This window comes from Vibrio cortegadensis (assembly GCF_024347395.1).
In the GTDB taxonomy this organism is placed as follows: domain Bacteria; phylum Pseudomonadota; class Gammaproteobacteria; order Enterobacterales; family Vibrionaceae; genus Vibrio; species Vibrio cortegadensis.
Genome location: NZ_AP025472.1, coordinates 1,769,651 through 1,786,151 on the forward strand (window position 1 = coordinate 1,769,651; position 16,501 = coordinate 1,786,151).

The window sequence follows — 16,501 nt, forward strand, 5'->3', positions numbered from 1 at the left end:
ACAATGGGCTCGGCATATTAATATCATTCAACTGTTAGTCATTTGAGTCATAAAGTTACGTACGTTCACCTAATCTTACTTTACCTTTAGAATCGAACCACAAGGCTTCATTTCTTCGGCGACCGAGGAGAATTGGGCCATCATCATAGAATAAAAAGTTTTTCCAATGCTTCTTGAATATTGACCACTTGGTTTCCAAGATATTGTATTTTTCATAGCAGAAGTACACGGTCACATCATCTTGCCAATCAATATGAGCTTCAACGCCTTCTGGTAAATCTGCCTCATCGGATTCCCATGCAACCATCCAATCTACTTTATCAGACCAGTTTGAGTCTTTACTTGGCCAGTCTTGTGAGCTGAACCTTTCCGCATCGGGACTCTGTGGGCTAATATTCTCTTTCCAGAACTGCGCTGCTCTAGATTGAGTCATAGGCTTGATCAACGCTAAATCCTCTTCAGGAACGGGCATTGATTGATGAGTAAAAATCCATTTTCTTTGGTATTCATCCAAAGTTGTGTAAGACATCAAAATTCCTCATTTATTCGGCTTTATAGTGCCATATTCATAGCATCTTTAAGTAATGTGCTATGTGCCATATCTAATAGATAGGCCTTTAAATTGGTTCAATACTGGCGTGCGATAGCAATTATTCAGCGCGCCAATTAGGGTTAATTAATGACATCAGGTTATGGTCTTCCCACTTGTCATTAATTAACAAATAATCTTTTGCAAACCCTTCGCGTGTGAATCCCAGTTGTTGTAAAACCGCTTCACTGCGTTGATTGCGTGGCATGTAACCTGCCATTATGCGATGCATGTTTTGAACATCGAACATATAGTCACAAGCCATTTTTAGGGACTTTCTCATGATCCCACGACCTTGAGCATTCGCATCGAGAGAGTAACCGACATTGCATGCGTGAAACGGAAATCGAGACAGGTTACTGAAGGAGATCGTCCCTAACATCTCTTCCGTTTTGGCATCGGTAATTAAGCAGTAATAACCTAAGCCCATTTTATGCAGTTCATGCAACTTAATGAGTTTTTGAGCCCAGCCTTGAACAGTAAAAAATGCCGCTTCTCGCTTGGGTTCCCAGCCACGAAGATGCTCTCGATTTTTAATAAAATAATTGCTGATTAAAGTCGCATCGGTCGGCAGAGCGGTTCTTAAAAGAATCTCACCATCATTTTTATGCAACTGAAACGTAGAGCTGAGATCATCCATTAGCTCTTCCTAATGCCATAATCACGTAGTTTATTGGCAATTGACGTATGCGATACATTCAAACGCTTCGCTAACTTACGACTTGATGGGAAAGATTGATACAGGCGCTCTAAAATTTGTGATTCGTAATCTTTCATAATGTCATCAAGCGAACCATCAATATTCAGTGACGCTACATTGGAACTTACAGGATCCATTTGAGGAAGGTTAAAGTGCTCAATGCTTAATGTATCCCCAGACATCTCTGTGAGCGCTCGAAGTGCCATGTTATCGAGTTGGCGCATGTTTCCAGGCCATTGATAATTAGCAAGCTGCTCAATCAGCTCATGGGCAATATCGGGTTTAACCATTCCTAACTGCTGGGCGTATTTTGCTGCAAAAAGTTCCAGCAAAGGCGCAATATCATTCGAACGTTCACGCAGCGCTGGTATCGATAACGTAAGCACATTCAAGCGATAGAATAGATCTTCACGGAAAGTGCCCGCTTCGGCTAAATCGGCTAATTTATGCCTTGTAGAAGCGATGATGCGGACATCCACATGCACCTCAAGCTCTTCACCGACACGGCGGAATGTACCATCTTGCAAGAAACGCAGTAACTTGATTTGCAAATGTGGGCTCATTTCCCCAATTTCATCGAGGAACACGGTGCCGCCATTTGCCTGTTCAAAGATGCCTTTATGGCCTTGTTCATGGTTAAATGAGCCCGGCGCATGCCCAAACAGTTCCGTTTCAGCAACATCATCAGGCATAGAAGCGCAGCTCAATACCAAGAATGGGCATGAAGAACGGTTGGAGCGGTTATGGCACGCTTTGGCAAGCATCTCTTTTCCGGTACCGGTTTCGCCTTCGATCAGCAGAGGTTGATCAAGCATCGCCAGTTTTTTCGATTGACTCATCAAGGCTTTGTGACGATTTGAAATTCCAACGAAATGCTCGAAGCCTAAGTTATTCTGTTCAGGTAAGGTTTCATTGATCGTTTGACTCTGCAACCCAGAGCGAATCGTCATTACCGCACTGGCTAGCATTGACTCATTTGAATCGCTGCTGAGATAAACAGGCATGATTTCGAGATTGTAATCCAGGCCACCTAGAACGATTGTTTGGCGCTGTCTTGCAATATTACCTTCAATCCAACGAGAGAAGTTGAAGCTTGGGATGAGAGTTGAGACAAATTCGCCAAGCATTTCCGTTTCTGTTTTTGCGAACAGCTTCAATGCCGCATGGTTTGCCATATCGACGGACCCTTTCAGATCAATCGCTAAAACAGGATCAGGTAAGTTTGCCAATAAGGCGATCAGCTCAGTGTTATGTCGTTCACTTGGCATGAATTGAATCTTTTTGACATCTTTTACGCCTGTAATTCTGCGTATTTCTGTCATCAATTCACTAAAAGTATCAAAATCAATGTCTGGGCAATTTAGGTAGATGATTCCCGTCACATCAATTTCGATTCCTCGTAAATCAATGCTTTTCGTCGCTAAAATATCAAGTAGCTCACGGGTTAAACCAAGTCGATCTTCACAAGAAACTTCTAAACGCACAGAGTAATCCTAAGTAGAGGTGTCAGGAAATGTTGACAGTAGTGTGAATTAAGCTCTGTGTGTCGTCAAGCCATCAAGCCCCTGTTTTCATAACAGAGGCGGCTTTTTCTCTTATTTTATACCAACAGTTTGCACCTTATTCACGATTTGCTTGCGGATGGTTGATAAACGTACAGCTCGATCTTTTTTCCATGGAATTGGTCGAAGCAGTGACATTGCTTTGATCCCTAGCCTTGCAGTCAAGATTCCGACACCGATACCTTGACCAGCGCGTGCCGAAACTTTTCCCGCTAAATCCATAGACAGCAGATCCATACTTGCATCAACGGCCAACTCACTCGCGCCCGCTGCCGCCATATTGATCAGAACCAATTTGAACAGTTTCACTCGCGACCAGTAACCTAGCTCAACACCATAGATATCCGCTAATTTGTCGATCATCTTAAAGTTTCGCCACGCCACAAGCAGCATATCAGCAACCGCCAGTGGGCTGATCGCCACCAATAACGCCGCCTCACCTGAGAGCTGAGACACTAATTTGGTCGCCTGCTTATCTTGTTGAGCCACTACCATGGCATCGTACATGTCGAGTACTTCAGCATCACTGTGCGCTGGATTTATGCTATTTATCCATTTATCGTAAGCTGGGCTCTCCGTTGCAATACCTCCCTCTTTCGCTAACGACTGACAAAAGCTTTTACCTTTGCCGACACTATCACTGGCCAGTAAAATTTCGCTCTGTTCTTGAACACTGAAATGAGCTTTAAGTTTACGTAGCTTCCATAGCTCTTTGCCGATGGCTCCTAAACCCAAAGAGGCAATAGCCGCAATGAATGATGCCCAGCCTAATGCCAACCAATCGGCGGTTTGAATCGCGACGATGACCGTATCAATGGCCTGCCAAGCGACAAGCCCTGAAAATGCCGAAGCTAATGTTGTTGCAATCCAACTGCGTGTTTTACTTGGTCTTATAACACGCTCTAATTGATCTTCGCTTTCTATTGGCGACTCGTTTTCATTATCCTCAACCGTTGTTGGGATGAAGGTTTCCGCTGATTCAAATTGCAACTGAGCGTTCAGTTCTGGGGATGAGGATGAGTCCGCGGACTCTTGCTCTTTTTCTACTGAACCCAAAGGTTGATCAAAGACTTGCTTCGTTTTTAACTCGATCATTTCAATTTATCTCCAATCAAATACTCTAAAGCTTTATCCAGTCTTAGATGCTTACAGGGTTCATCAGAACTCGATTCCATTGGTCTAAAGCTGGTAAATTCAAAACCATTCGTGTCCCAAAATGCGCTATTAGGTAATTTTTTAGGAACATCACCCGGGAACATAGTCATTGGAACGCCGTCTACCGTGGTTCCTTGTAAAGCTGGAACGTTGGTTTGGCCTGATGAGATAAAACCTGTCGAGGTCGCTTGCACCGATGCAATGCTCATACAGCTCATATCAATATGTTCAAACGCTGCATTTTGCCACGCTGGGTGTACCATCTGTTGTAACAACGACACTAAGTTAGGGTGCTGTTCTGGTGTTACGTGATCGGCCTTGGTAGCGGCAAACAATATTTTATCAATCCTTGGCGAAAAGAGACGCTTGAGTATGTTACTGCGCCCGTATCGGAAGCTTTTCATTAACTGCTCTAACGCATGGCGCATATCATGAAATGAATCGGCCCCTGCATTTAGTGGTTGTAAGCAATCCACCAAAACGATTTGACGATCAAATGTTGAAAAGTGATGTTTATAAAATGCTTTCACGACTTTCTGTTGATACTCTTCATAACGCGCTTTAAGCATCGCATATTGACTTGTTTTGCTAACCTTGCCCTGCTCTTCTTCGCTAAGTTGCAACGGAAAAAATTGCAGCACTGGCGCACCTTCTAATTCTCCTGGAAGAACAAACCGCCCAGGTTGTACCCAATGCAAACCGATATCTTTACAAGCATGCAAATAAGAGGTGTAACTCTCTGATATTTCAGCAAGCTGTTTTTCGTTGGCTTCATCTTGTGCTGAAAATACTTCAAGCTGTGTGAGCCAATTCTGGGCTAAATCTTTACGACGACCTTTCAAAGCCTCATATTGCGTTTGGCTCCACTCTTCAAAGTTCATATCGAGCAAAGGTAAATCCAGTAGCCATTCTCCCGGATAATCGACAATATCTAAATGTAACGTCGCGGATTTACTCAGTAATTTCTTACTGCGTTTCTCTGGTGCATATTTCAACGCTAAGCGGATTTCACTGACATCTCGGGTTGGTGATGGCCATGCAGGAGGCGTTGCATGTAGTGATTCCATCGCGTCATCATAAGCAAAACGGGGGATCATCATATTGGTTTGTGGTACACGCTTAGCACCAATTAAACGCCCATCGCGAGCAGCAGACAGTAGTGGCAGATTTTGGTGCGTAGAAGTGTGCAATAGCTGATTAACCATTGAAGTGATAAATGCCGTTTTACCCGCTCTAGACAAGCCAGTTACCGCTATGCGTAAATGGGAGTCCATTCCGCGATGGATCAAATCATTCATCTCTTGGGTTAATCTTTTCATTCAACATACTCCAGTAATTATTCGCTAAGAGTATGCAATATCAAACATTAATGCTAGATGAACGAAAAAGCCTCCGAAAAAATCAGAGGCTTTATAGTCGTTTCTACCAGTTTACAGCAAAAATCCGCTAGTCTTCTTCGATCAATTTATAAATCACAAAAAGTGCAATCTCAAGCAGCCCAGCCAATACCAGAGCAATAGTAATGTATTTATCGTTGAATATTGAAATACCATGAAGAATCAAATCATATCCAACAAACGCACTGATAATGATCAGTACCGCTAGCTGAACGAATTGAATAAAACGAGTCATAAAAGCTCCTGACTTTTGTTGTGAATAAAGGCTGAAAAAGCAATAGCCCTTGAGGAAAACGAATTAGGAGCCAGACTCAGACATCAAACCGACTCCTAATTAAAACGTTATGCGTTGGCTTCAGCGATTTTAACTTTCCATGTATCTGGGCCAATTTGGTGTGCGTTCGCACCCGTTGAATCGACTGCTACGGTCACAGGCATATCTTCAACTTCAAATTCGTAAATCGCTTCCATACCCAAATCTTCAAAAGCAACCACACGCGCTTTCTTAATCGCTTTAGCAACCAGATAAGCCGCACCGCCGACTGCCATCAAATAGACCGCTTTATGATCTTTAATCGACTCTACCGTTGCAGGCCCGCGTTCTGCTTTGCCTATCATACCCATGATACCCGTTTCATTAAGCATCATATCGGTAAATTTATCCATTCGTGTTGACGTTGTAGGACCAGCAGGACCCACAGCTTCATCACCGACTGCATCTACAGGACCTACGTAGTAGATAAACTTACCTTTGAAGTCGACACCTTCAGGTAAACCTTCTCCACTCTCTAGCATGCCTTGAATGCGCTTATGAGCAGCATCTCGACCCGTTAAAATTTTGCCTGACAAGAGCACGGTTTCACCCGTTTTCCACTCTTGTACGTCCTCTTTTGTTACTTCATCAAGATTTACACGTCGAGTATTTGCGCCTGCTTCCCAAGTGATGTCTGGCCACTCTTCAAGTTTTGGTGGCGTTAGCTCGGCAGGGCCGGAACCATCAAGAGTGAAATGAACGTGACGAGTGGCGGCACAGTTCGGAATCAAACACACAGGTTTTGAAGCAGCGTGAGTCGGGGCAGTTTTGATCTTAACATCGACTACGGTGGTTAAACCGCCTAAGCCTTGAGCACCAATTCCCAGTTTATTCACGCGATCGAAGATATCTAAACGCAGCTCTTCTTCTGCATTTTGAGGTCCACGTTCAATGAGTTCATGAATATCGATATGTTCCATCAGAGATTCTTTTGCCAATACCGCTGCTTTTTCAGCCGTACCGCCAATACCTATGCCTAACATGCCCGGTGGACACCAACCCGCTCCCATTGTAGGTAAGGTTTTTTCCACCCACTCAGCAATGTCATCCGATGGGTTTAGCATCACCATTTTGGTTTTGTTTTCGCTACCGCCGCCTTTTGCCGCGATTTGAATTTCGACGGTATCACCCGGGACCATATTGATATGAACAACCGCCGGAGTATTGTCTTTGGTGTTAATACGTTTACCCGCAGGATCCATTAAGACAGAGGCTCTCAATGGGTTATCTGGGTTAAGATATGCCTGACGAACGCCTTCATCAACCATTTGTTGGACAGTAAGATCGGTGGTTTCCCATGTTACGTCCATGCCGATATTGACGAAACAAGTCACAATACCTGTATCTTGGCAAATTGGGCGGTGCCCTTCTGCTGACATACGGGAATTAATCAAGATTTGAGCAATCGCATCCTTTGCTGCTTGGCTCTCTTCTTTCTCATAGGCTTTTTCTAGTGCTTGGACAAAGTCTAGAGGGTGGTAATAAGAAATATATTGAAGTGCGTCAGCGACACTGCTGATCACATCTTGCTTGCGAATAACCGTCATTGCATGCCTCTTTTAATAGTTCTGCTTCCTAATAATACCACTTGTTAAATTCTCATTATGTTGAGCTATTTATTGTCAATGCATCTGAACAGATAGATACAGTTGACTTATGTATGAGGAATCAACGAAGTAGCACCTTTAATATAATTTTATGATACTCTTGCTTTCCTTCACAAGCCATGCAGTGATTGAACTCTTTGTCACAAATTAAACAAATGAATAACGAAACGCACCAAATCCAAATAAAGACGATTACCTATCAGCCCGATCTTGCTAAGCAGTTGTTTTCTCTCATTGAGGCTCAACCTTGGGCAATGCTGCTACGTTCTGCCTCAACTGAGCATATCGATAGTCGGTTTGACATCTTAGTCGCCCAGCCGATTGCGACACTGAAAACCAAAGGTGAGATCACTGAGGTTCAGCGATTAGACCAAGGCTATTCTTCAAACGAAACCATTCAATCGACGGATGACCCATTTTCACTCCTTAGCCACTATCAAAACCTTTTGTTGCCTTCACAAAGCTGTGAGCTTGATGTGCCATTTGTGGGTGGTGTGCTGGGTTACTTTAGTTACGACTTGGGCAGACGAGTCGAAAGTGTCGATAGCATAGCAGTACAAGATATTGATTGTGCGGATATGGCTGTAGGTCTGTATGAATGGGCGGTTATCGTCGATCACAAAGAGAGCAAAGCTTACGTTATTGGACTGAATGTCGAGCAACATTGGCAGTGGTTGAACCAACAGGCACCTGACTCCTCTGACCGATCTCCGTTCAAATTAACTGCACCGTGGCAGTCAAATATGACCAAAGCGACTTACAGTGAAAAATTCCATCACGTCCAAAATTACTTGCTCGCGGGTGATTGCTACCAAATCAATTTAGCCCAACGTTTCTGTGCCCCTTATCTAGGCTCTGAATGGAATGCTTATCAGAGTTTAGAAGCGTTTAACTTAGCACCGTTTTCTGCCTTTATTCGCACCGATGAAGCAGCGATTATCAGCGTATCTCCAGAGCGATTTTTAGAATTAAACCAAACGAAAATAGAAACGAAACCAATTAAGGGAACTCGCCCTCGCTCTAAGGATGAAAATCTTGATCGTGAATACGCGAATGATCTTGCCCATGCGGAGAAAGATCAAGCAGAAAACCTTATGATTGTGGACTTGTTGCGTAATGACATTGGTCGCGTAGCCAAACCCGGCACGGTGCACGTACCTAAGTTATTTGATATTGAAAGCTTTCCGGCGGTCCACCATTTAGTGAGCACCATTCGCGCAGATTTGGATGATCAATACCAGGCGGCCGACCTGTTACGAGCTTGTTTTCCTGGAGGTTCGATTACTGGCGCGCCGAAAATTCGAGCCATGCAGATCATTGAAGAACTCGAACCCCATAGACGTTCAGTGTATTGCGGCAGCATTGGCTATATTAGCCGCCATGGAAGGATGGACACCAGTATTACCATTCGAACTCTGGTCGCTGAAGACAATATGATTTACGCATGGGCGGGAGGTGGCGTGGTCGCGGACAGTCAATGCGATTCCGAATATCAAGAAACGTTAGACAAACTATGTCGAATTCTGCCGATTTTAACTGAGCTCAATGCCGACCAGTAAAGCTCTAGGCCAATTTTGAAGATGGGGTAATTTAAGTTAGCCCCACTTCTCTAACATGGCTTTAAGATCGTCAGCGGTATAAGGCTTGGTCAGGATGTCATCCATCCCACACTGAATACACTCTTCACGCTCTTCCAGTGTAGTGCCTGCGGTCAAGGCTAATATTGGTAGATTGTAACCCAATTCACGCAGCCTTTTTGTTGCTTCAAAGCCGTCCATTTCTGGCATTCGACAATCCATAAAAATGACATCGAACGACTGGCAAGCGACCGTTTTTAATGCTTCAACTCCATTCATACAGGCGGTTGGTTTAATGCCCATTTTCTTCAACATTTGATTGATGATGACCTGATTGATACGAATATCGTCCACAACCAAAACGTTTAGCTGACTTAACTCTTTCTCACACAATTCTTTAACTGGGTTTCGCGTATCAATTACCTCTTCCTGAGCGACCGTTAAAGGAAGTGATAGTTGAAAGCGAGTGCCCTGCTTTATTTCACTGGTAAAGGAGATGTCTCCTCCCATCAAATCAACCAGCCGTTTACAAATAGCCAACCCAAGGCCCGTTCCTTCATAGTGACGGCTGCTTGATCGATCAGCTTGAGTAAAGGGTTCAAATAACTTCTCTTGTTGCTGAAGAGCAATACCAATGCCTGAGTCTTTTACTTCAATATTAATGCGGTCGTCACTCCATACCGCGAGGAGTTTGACTTCACCTTGATGAGTAAACTTAATAGCGTTACCGACTAAATTCACAAGAACTTGCGTGATCCTTTCTAAGTCACCGATGAAGCATGTTGGCATTCTTCCTTCACTGCCAATATTGAGTACAATTCTTTTCTCGGCTGCTTTGGGTTTAAAAATACCTTGTATTGTCGATTCCAATTGCTGCCAGTGAAACTTCTTAGGAATTAACTCCATCATGCCTGCGTCAATTTTACTGAAATCAAGCAAGTCATTGATAATCGCCCGAAGCAACTCACCAGATTGACTAAGGTTATCAATATAGTCGGTTTGTATTTGATCGAGCTGAGTGTCTCTCAGTAATTCAGCACTACCGAGTAAACCATTGAGTGGCGTTCTCAGTTCATGATTGATCATTGCTACAAAATCACGCGTAGAACGTTCCGATTCTTCTGCGCGTTGTCTAGATTCAATATGACGATTCATGATCATCGAGCGACTAATCGCACTACAGAGCAAATCCCCAGCAAGCACGAGTTGTTTTTCGACGAAATCACGATCGCTGATTTCTGCATTCACCGCAAAACCAATCACGCCAACGATGTTGTGTTCAATGACCAGTGGAATACATAACTGCCTATCGATCCACTGAGGACGAGGAACGTCTTGGGCGATGACTTCTTGAGTCACTTTTCGAATAGATTTATCGCCGTACTCCAAAGCGCTTAAGCCGCTCATAGCGTTATTGGTCAAAGACAGGTAGCTTGATTCAATTACCGCGTTGTTAGTTAATCGCTGTAAAAAGTTAGCTAAAACTACGGCATCCAAATCACTAGAGATAAAAACCCGACTAAAACTGATCAACAAGGCATCTATCTGCTCTTCAAACTCTAACTTTTTGATATTAGATTCAGATGTGGCTTCTAATCTTTTTAATGCTATCTCTAATTTTTCATTCAACTCATAAAGTTCTAAGCTTTTATTTTCTAAAAGCTTTTCCGCCTCTTTTCGTGATGCTATTTCACGCTTAAGCTTACGCTCTATTGGAGAATTTTCTGGCATGTTCTCTACTCATCAATACGTAAGTGAAACCGAACAACGCTTTGCGACGGGTCTAACGGTTCCATTTGGCTGATAATCGTCTCAGAAAAATGAGCAGCACAACCTTCGATTAAACCGAGGCAGACATGGGACATACAACGAGCGCTGCGGTAATCCATGACCATCTCAGAACTTGTCTCACTGATAAAATTGAATTGAGGGGGTTGAGCATCCGGATACAGTTTTTTTACTTCAACGTGTATATAGTCTTCAACATGATGGATGAACTGAAATGTGGTATTGCATTGAAGCAAACTAGCCTCTGGCGGGAGTGTGTTCAACAGATCTGTGAATACCGATTGGCCAAAAACGCGTTGTAACTCCTCAGCCGATACGCCTGTAATTTTACTTAGGTTGATAATAAGCGTCACTAAATCTTTGTGGTTATAGCTCCCAACAGAGGTATACACGCCTTCATCGGCAGAGAGTTGCAGTACTTGATCCAATGTATCAAGACCGAACTTATCCTCTACTAATTCAAGAAATTCGGTAAATATGATTCCTTTCATAATTTGAACTACTCTTGTTAATATCAATTAAAAGCATGATTCATAGAACCATTTTTTTCAATCCAATTCAAAAACAAATCTTCAAGTGGTGAACCAATGAATAAAAAGACCTTGATTCAGTACTTTCAGTTTCATCAACTGGTCGACTATGATGCTGACTCAACCAAGCGTGTCGAACACCTTAATACCCGTACACTGAGAAAAGCCGCTGTACTAATAGGCTTTGTTGAACGAGAGAATCAACTGAATATAGTGTTAACGAAGCGCGCTCAGCATTTAAAACATCACCCCGGACAAATCAGCTTTCCAGGCGGAAAACACGAACAATATGACAACTCCCTCCTCGATACTGCCGTTAGAGAAACCAGTGAAGAGATTGGTATTCCAGCAGAGCATATTGAGATTTTAGGTCAATTGCCCGAAATTACGACCGTAAGCCAATTTTCTGTGACTCCAGTACTCGCTTTCATTCACTCAGGTTATACCGCTAACATTGATCCTAACGAAGTCGAGTCACTATTTGAGGTTCCGGCATCTCATTTACTCGATACGTCTAAACTATTTAGCCATTTATTTACAATTCGAAATGAGCCTCACCGAGTTTTCGCCATTCCATATGAGCAGCATTTTATATGGGGAATGACGGCTCAAATCATCCAATCTTTACAGCAACAAATTACACACTAGTTTATTAATTGTTAATTTAACGTGTTGTTCAAAAGCCATGTCTGATTTGCCTTTAAATATAGCAAACGGTTGCGACAAATACGGACGAGCAATTAGCACTCAAGCATTATAAAAACTAATACCAAGCATTACTAAACCTCACCTGTAGCACGGCATTTTCGTGATCCAAAATGCATTTTTGATAAAACATTCAATAAGCTCATTCAATACATGATTTAGATCTATTTTTTGCAGACGAAAATTCTGCAAAATACGCCTCGACTTATTTCCTGTTCCCAAAAAATGAGCAAATTTAACATGAATACAACAACTTCTTCGGCTACGGCCGCTAAAACAAGTACTAAGTGGACTTACAAAGATTTCACTTGGGCTCTATCATTATTCGGTACTGCTGTTGGTGCTGGTGTTCTTTTCCTTCCAATTAAAGCGGGCGCTGGTGGTTTTTGGCCATTAGTTATCCTAGCTCTAATCGCAGCACCAATGACTTGGTTTGCACACAAAGGTTTGGCACGTTTTGTTTTATCAGCTAAAAATCCTAACGCTGATATCACAGATACTGTTGAAGAACATTTTGGTAAAACTGGCGCGAACCTTATTACTTTTGCCTACTTTTTCGCGATTTACCCTATCGTTCTAATTTACGGCGTTGGTATCACTAACACTGTAGATTCTTTCCTAGTTAACCAAGTTGGCATGGAATCTATTCCTCGCTGGTTACTTTCTGGTTGCCTTATCGCTGCAATGACTGCTGGTGTAGTATTTGGTAAAGAATTAATGCTTAAAGCGACTTCTGTTATGGTTTACCCATTAGTAGCGGTTCTATTAGCACTATCTTTCTACCTAATCCCTGATTGGAACACTTCAATGCTGTCTGTTACTCCAGAATGGTCAACTATGCCTTCTGTTGTATGGCTTGCAATTCCAATCATTGTTTTCTCTTTCAACCACAGCCCAATTATCAGCCAGTTCGCTAAAGAACAACGCCAAACTTACGGTGAAGACGCGTCTAAGAAAACAGACATGATCACTGGCGGTGCAGCAATGATGCTTATGGGCTTCGTTATGTTCTTCGTTTTCTCTGTAGTGCTTTCTCTATCTCCAGAGCAACTAGCAACAGCAAAAGAGCAAAACATCAGTGTTCTTTCTTACCTAGCTAACGTTCACGAATCTCCACTAATCTCGGTTCTTGGTCCATTCGTTGCTTTCGCTGCTATTACTTCTAGCTACTTCGGTCACTTCCTTGGTGCTCACGAAGGTCTAGTAGGTCTTGGTAAGTCTCGCTCTAAAGCTCCAGTTAAATCAATCGAGAAAGTATCTCTAATCTTTATCGTTGTTACTACTTGGGCTGTTGCTATCATCAACCCAAGCATTCTAGGTATGATTGAAACAATGGGTGCACCGATGATCGCTGCAATCCTGTTCCTAATGCCTGTATATGCAATGCGCAAAGTGCCAGCAATGGCTAAGCTTAAAACTTCAGCTCCTGTACAACTATTTACAGCAGTTTGTGGTATCGCAGCTATTACTTCTGTAATCTACGGCGCTCTATAATCTGCAACCACTTATTACCATAAGTCGTTTCAGGTGAATTAAATAATAATGATAATAAAAAGCCTCCCTCCCCGGAGGCTTCTTTAGAGGTAATCACTATGATTAGTGTTTTTGATATCTATAAAATTGGTGTTGGTCCTTCGAGCTCACATACTGTTGGACCAATGAAAGCGGGTAAAGAATTTATTGATGACCTACGCTCAATGGGAAAATTGCGCGACATCACTAAAATTACCGTGGACGTTTATGGATCATTATCACTGACAGGGAAAGGTCACCACACAGATGTCGCTATCATCATGGGTCTTGCTGGTAATAGCCCAGAAAAAGTAGATATCGACTCCATTCCAGGATTTATTGCTCGCGTTGAAGAAACTGAACGTTTACCTGTAGGCATGCACTGCCATACGGTTTCGTTCCCTAAAGATAGTGGGATGAACTTCCACACTACCAATCTCGATTTACATGAGAACGGCATGCAGATTCACGCATGGATCGACGACGAAAAAGCATACTCTAAAACTTATTACTCTATTGGCGGCGGTTTCATCGTTGACGAAGAGAACTTTGGTAAAGATCAAAAGTCTGCTATTAAAGTACCTTACGCATACAACACAGCTGAAGAGTTGGTAAACCTATGCCAAGAGCACAGTTTATCTATTAGTACGTTGGTAATGGCTAACGAACATGCCCTTTACGCAGATGAAGAAGTACGTACCTACTTCGCTAACATCTGGAAAACCATGCGTGAATGTATGGAGCGTGGTATGAATACTGAAGGTCTACTTCCAGGGCCTCTACGTGTACCTCGTCGTGCAGCGGCATTACGCCAACAGCTATTAACTTCAGAAAAAACCAATACCGATCCGATGACAGTTATCGATTGGGTAAACATGTATGCGTTTGCGGTAAATGAAGAAAATGCAGCAGGTGGTCGTGTTGTTACGGCTCCTACAAATGGTGCTTGTGGCATTATTCCTGCAGTTCTTGCTTACTACGATAAATTTATCCAAACCGTAACTGAAAAAGATTACATTCGTTACTTCGCGGCTTCTGGCGCTATCGGCGGTCTTTACAAGCAAAATGCTTCTATCTCTGGCGCTGAAGTGGGTTGTCAGGGTGAAGTTGGCGTTGCATGTTCAATGGCTGCGGCAGGTCTTGCTGAGCTAATGGGTGGCAGTGCTGAACAAGTTTGTATGGCAGCAGAAATCGGTATGGAACATAACCTTGGTTTAACCTGTGACCCAGTAGCAGGCCAAGTACAAGTTCCTTGTATCGAACGTAACGGTATTGCAGCAGTAAAAGCGATTAACTCTTCTCGTATGGCTCTACGTCGTGCTTCTGCACCACGTGTTTCTCTTGATAAAGTTATCGAAACAATGCTGGAAACAGGTAAAGACATGAATGCTAAATACCGTGAGACTTCTCAAGGTGGCTTGGCAATCAAAGTTATCTGCTAATACTCAAATACTAATAGCTAATATTCATTAGTTTTTAAAAGTAAAAGTGTTTAAAAACTAAATTATTTAAGAACTAAAGTATTTAAAAACAAAAAAGGCGACTATGTCGCCTTTTTTATTATCTTAAATTTATGAACAACAGCGAGCTAGGCTACAAATCGTTATTCAACTGCCCTACTGTTTGTGTCACATTTTCTGCGCCGTTGTATATTTCATCCATCACCGATGAAACTTCGGTAATCTTCTGTGTTCCTTCATTGGATATTTCAGAAACTTCAGACATAGATTGCATCACTCCCGCAGTAAGCGTCTGGTTGTTTGACACCACCGCTTCAATTTCGTTGGTTGACTGTGCGGTTCTCGCCGCAAGTTGCCTCACTTCATCAGCCACAACAGCAAAACCTCGACCAGTTTCACCAGCACGAGCGGCTTCAATAGCTGCGTTCAATGCTAAAAGATTCGTCTGCTCGGCAATCCCTTTAATGGTACTTACAATTTCACCAATATCGCGAGAGCGAGAATTTAACTCTCTCGTTTGTTCTACTGCTTCCTCAACTTTAGAATCAATTGAAAGTGACACGTTCACACAATCAGCCAATAGTTCAGAACCCTGCTTGGCAATTTGAGCGGTTTCTACTGACGTACTATGCGCCACATCAGAGGCATGAGCCACCGCTTCGTTACGTTCAATCTGTGCTGTAATATCTGTTGCAAACTTAATAACTTTCGTCACAACGCCGTTGGAGTCGAAAATTGGGTTGTAGGTTGCTTCTAACCATATATTTTGACCAGAATAGCCTCTACGTTGGAATTGACCTGCTTTAATTTGCCCTTTTGCTAATTCATCCCAAAAGCTCGGATTTTCAAGGTAAAATTTATCGCTGCAAAATATACGGTGGTGTTTACCAACAACGTCATTAAGTCGATAGCCTACAGCATTTAAGAAGTTCTCATTTGCAGTAATAATCTCCCCACTAGGAGTAAACTCAATTGTCGCCAAAGAGCGATTCAGTGCCTGTAAAACACTTGAACGAGCAATACTTTCTTGATGCTTCTCAGTCACATCACTGGCAATTTTCATCACTTTAACAACTTTATTATCCTGCATAATTGGAAAATATGTCGCTTCAAGCCAAATTTCATGACCAGATTTATGAACTCGTTGGAAACGCCCTGTTTGCATAACACCATTCGCAAGATCTCTCCAAAACTGAGCATATTCTGGAGTACGGGTATATTCCGGAAAACAGACACTAGAGTGATTCTTACCTCTAACCTCTTCCATTGAATATCCAACAATATCTAAAAACAGTTCATTAGCCGCCAATATGTCTCCACTCGGCGTAAATTCAATGGTCGGTACGGAATGGTGAATAGCATCCAGTTGGCTTTGCATCGCTTTTAATTGCTCAGTTAACTCTAAAACTTTTTTCTTATTTTTATTAAACATATCTGTAACATTCCATAAAGTTCATACTGATAATAATATTAGTATATATCGTCAAGCAGCATAGCACACGATTTCTCAAGCACAATTTTACCCCACATCATGAAAATAAATAATATTAAATATGAAAAAATGAACAATGCTCAACAAGAACATTAGTAAATAAATAAAACTGAG

14 protein-coding genes are annotated in these 16,501 nt (G+C 42.4%); 4 read left to right on the forward strand and 10 right to left on the reverse strand.

Annotation, left to right across the window (positions count from 1 at the left end):
- Window positions 1-55: 55 nt before the first annotated feature.
- From OCV39_RS08395 to OCV39_RS08425, 7 genes are all read right to left on the reverse strand, one after another.
- A complete protein-coding gene (locus OCV39_RS08395) occupies window positions 56-529 on the reverse strand; it encodes a DUF2947 domain-containing protein (RefSeq protein ID WP_017054267.1) in 474 nt (157 codons plus the stop codon).
- 121 nt (window positions 530-650) lie between these two features.
- Window positions 651-1,229, reverse strand: coding sequence for a GNAT family N-acetyltransferase (locus OCV39_RS08400; protein ID WP_261888279.1), 579 nt, complete (start codon window positions 1,227-1,229; stop codon window positions 651-653).
- Window positions 1,229-2,773, reverse strand: a complete 1,545-nt coding sequence (tyrR, locus tag OCV39_RS08405) for a transcriptional regulator TyrR (RefSeq protein ID WP_017054269.1) — start codon at window positions 2,771-2,773, stop codon at window positions 1,229-1,231. Before tyrR ends, OCV39_RS08400 begins: the two co-directional genes overlap by 1 nt.
- Window positions 2,774-2,884: 111 nt before the next feature.
- Complete coding sequence (locus OCV39_RS08410) at window positions 2,885-3,946, reverse strand: YcjF family protein (RefSeq protein WP_261888280.1); 1,062 nt, start codon at window positions 3,944-3,946, stop codon at window positions 2,885-2,887.
- Window positions 3,943-5,325 carry a YcjX family GTP-binding protein gene (locus OCV39_RS08415; protein ID WP_261888281.1) on the reverse strand — a complete coding sequence of 461 codons (1,383 nt, stop codon included), beginning with the start codon at window positions 5,323-5,325 and terminating at the stop codon, window positions 3,943-3,945. Before OCV39_RS08415 ends, OCV39_RS08410 begins: the two co-directional genes overlap by 4 nt.
- A 127-nt stretch (window positions 5,326-5,452) precedes the next feature.
- Complete coding sequence (locus OCV39_RS08420; protein WP_017053929.1) at window positions 5,453-5,638, reverse strand: hypothetical protein; 186 nt, start codon at window positions 5,636-5,638, stop codon at window positions 5,453-5,455.
- Window positions 5,639-5,745: 107 nt separating this feature from the next.
- Window positions 5,746-7,263: a fumarate hydratase gene (locus tag OCV39_RS08425; RefSeq protein ID WP_261888282.1), complete on the reverse strand. Its 1,518-nt coding sequence runs from the start codon at window positions 7,261-7,263 to the stop codon at window positions 5,746-5,748.
- Window positions 7,264-7,478: 215 nt separating this feature from the next.
- Here OCV39_RS08425 and pabB point away from each other — a divergent pair, with 215 nt between their 5' ends.
- The gene (pabB, locus tag OCV39_RS08430; protein ID WP_261888283.1) at window positions 7,479-8,882 is read left to right on the forward strand and encodes an aminodeoxychorismate synthase component I; all 1,404 of its coding nucleotides are present in this window, start codon (window positions 7,479-7,481) and stop codon (window positions 8,880-8,882) included.
- 36 nt (window positions 8,883-8,918) lie between these two features.
- On the opposite strand, the gene OCV39_RS08435 is transcribed toward pabB, so the two are convergent.
- Together OCV39_RS08435 and OCV39_RS08440 are read right to left on the reverse strand one after the other, a co-directional pair.
- Window positions 8,919-10,631, reverse strand: a complete 1,713-nt coding sequence (locus OCV39_RS08435; protein ID WP_261888284.1) for an ATP-binding protein — start codon at window positions 10,629-10,631, stop codon at window positions 8,919-8,921.
- Window positions 10,632-10,636: 5 nt separating this feature from the next.
- Window positions 10,637-11,179: a heme NO-binding domain-containing protein gene (locus tag OCV39_RS08440; RefSeq protein ID WP_113797253.1), complete on the reverse strand. Its 543-nt coding sequence runs from the start codon at window positions 11,177-11,179 to the stop codon at window positions 10,637-10,639.
- Between the two features lie 96 nt (window positions 11,180-11,275).
- Here OCV39_RS08440 and OCV39_RS08445 point away from each other — a divergent pair, with 96 nt between their 5' ends.
- The 3 genes from OCV39_RS08445 to OCV39_RS08455 all read left to right on the forward strand — a co-directional run bounded on the left by OCV39_RS08445 (window position 11,276) and on the right by OCV39_RS08455 (window position 14,877).
- Window positions 11,276-11,866 carry a CoA pyrophosphatase gene (locus OCV39_RS08445; protein ID WP_171756474.1) on the forward strand — a complete coding sequence of 197 codons (591 nt, stop codon included), beginning with the start codon at window positions 11,276-11,278 and terminating at the stop codon, window positions 11,864-11,866.
- 297 nt (window positions 11,867-12,163) lie between these two features.
- Entirely contained in the window at window positions 12,164-13,417 is a 1,254-nt protein-coding gene (locus tag OCV39_RS08450; RefSeq protein ID WP_113797257.1) for an aromatic amino acid transport family protein, read from the forward strand.
- A gap of 98 nt (window positions 13,418-13,515) precedes the next feature.
- Complete coding sequence (locus OCV39_RS08455) at window positions 13,516-14,877, forward strand: L-serine ammonia-lyase (protein ID WP_017053936.1); 1,362 nt, start codon at window positions 13,516-13,518, stop codon at window positions 14,875-14,877.
- Window positions 14,878-15,028: 151 nt separating this feature from the next.
- Here the strand turns inward: OCV39_RS08455 and OCV39_RS21115 are convergent, their stop codons facing one another.
- Window positions 15,029-16,327 carry a methyl-accepting chemotaxis protein gene (locus OCV39_RS21115; protein WP_113797258.1) on the reverse strand — a complete coding sequence of 433 codons (1,299 nt, stop codon included), beginning with the start codon at window positions 16,325-16,327 and terminating at the stop codon, window positions 15,029-15,031.
- Between the last annotated feature and the right edge of the window lie 174 nt (window positions 16,328-16,501).

What these genes read in the sequence shown, in the direction of transcription:
- OCV39_RS08395 (WP_017054267.1), bottom strand. Translation starts at nt 529, where the DNA reads ATGTCTTACACAACTTTGGATGAATACCAAAGAAAATGGATTTTTACT.
- OCV39_RS08400 (WP_261888279.1), bottom strand. Translation starts at nt 1,229, where the DNA reads ATGGATGATCTCAGCTCTACGTTTCAGTTGCATAAAAATGATGGTGAG.
- OCV39_RS08410 (WP_261888280.1), bottom strand. Translation starts at nt 3,946, where the DNA reads ATGATCGAGTTAAAAACGAAGCAAGTCTTTGATCAACCTTTGGGTTCA.
- OCV39_RS08415 (WP_261888281.1), bottom strand. Translation starts at nt 5,325, where the DNA reads ATGAAAAGATTAACCCAAGAGATGAATGATTTGATCCATCGCGGAATG.
- OCV39_RS08420 (WP_017053929.1), bottom strand. Translation starts at nt 5,638, where the DNA reads ATGACTCGTTTTATTCAATTCGTTCAGCTAGCGGTACTGATCATTATC.
- OCV39_RS08425 (WP_261888282.1), bottom strand. Translation starts at nt 7,263, where the DNA reads ATGACGGTTATTCGCAAGCAAGATGTGATCAGCAGTGTCGCTGACGCA.
- pabB (WP_261888283.1), top strand. Translation starts at nt 7,479, where the DNA reads ATGAATAACGAAACGCACCAAATCCAAATAAAGACGATTACCTATCAG.
- OCV39_RS08435 (WP_261888284.1), bottom strand. Translation starts at nt 10,631, where the DNA reads ATGCCAGAAAATTCTCCAATAGAGCGTAAGCTTAAGCGTGAAATAGCA.
- OCV39_RS08440 (WP_113797253.1), bottom strand. Translation starts at nt 11,179, where the DNA reads ATGAAAGGAATCATATTTACCGAATTTCTTGAATTAGTAGAGGATAAG.
- OCV39_RS08445 (WP_171756474.1), top strand. Translation starts at nt 11,276, where the DNA reads ATGAATAAAAAGACCTTGATTCAGTACTTTCAGTTTCATCAACTGGTC.
- OCV39_RS08450 (WP_113797257.1), top strand. Translation starts at nt 12,164, where the DNA reads ATGAATACAACAACTTCTTCGGCTACGGCCGCTAAAACAAGTACTAAG.
- OCV39_RS08455 (WP_017053936.1), top strand. Translation starts at nt 13,516, where the DNA reads ATGATTAGTGTTTTTGATATCTATAAAATTGGTGTTGGTCCTTCGAGC.
- OCV39_RS21115 (WP_113797258.1), bottom strand. Translation starts at nt 16,327, where the DNA reads ATGTTTAATAAAAATAAGAAAAAAGTTTTAGAGTTAACTGAGCAATTA.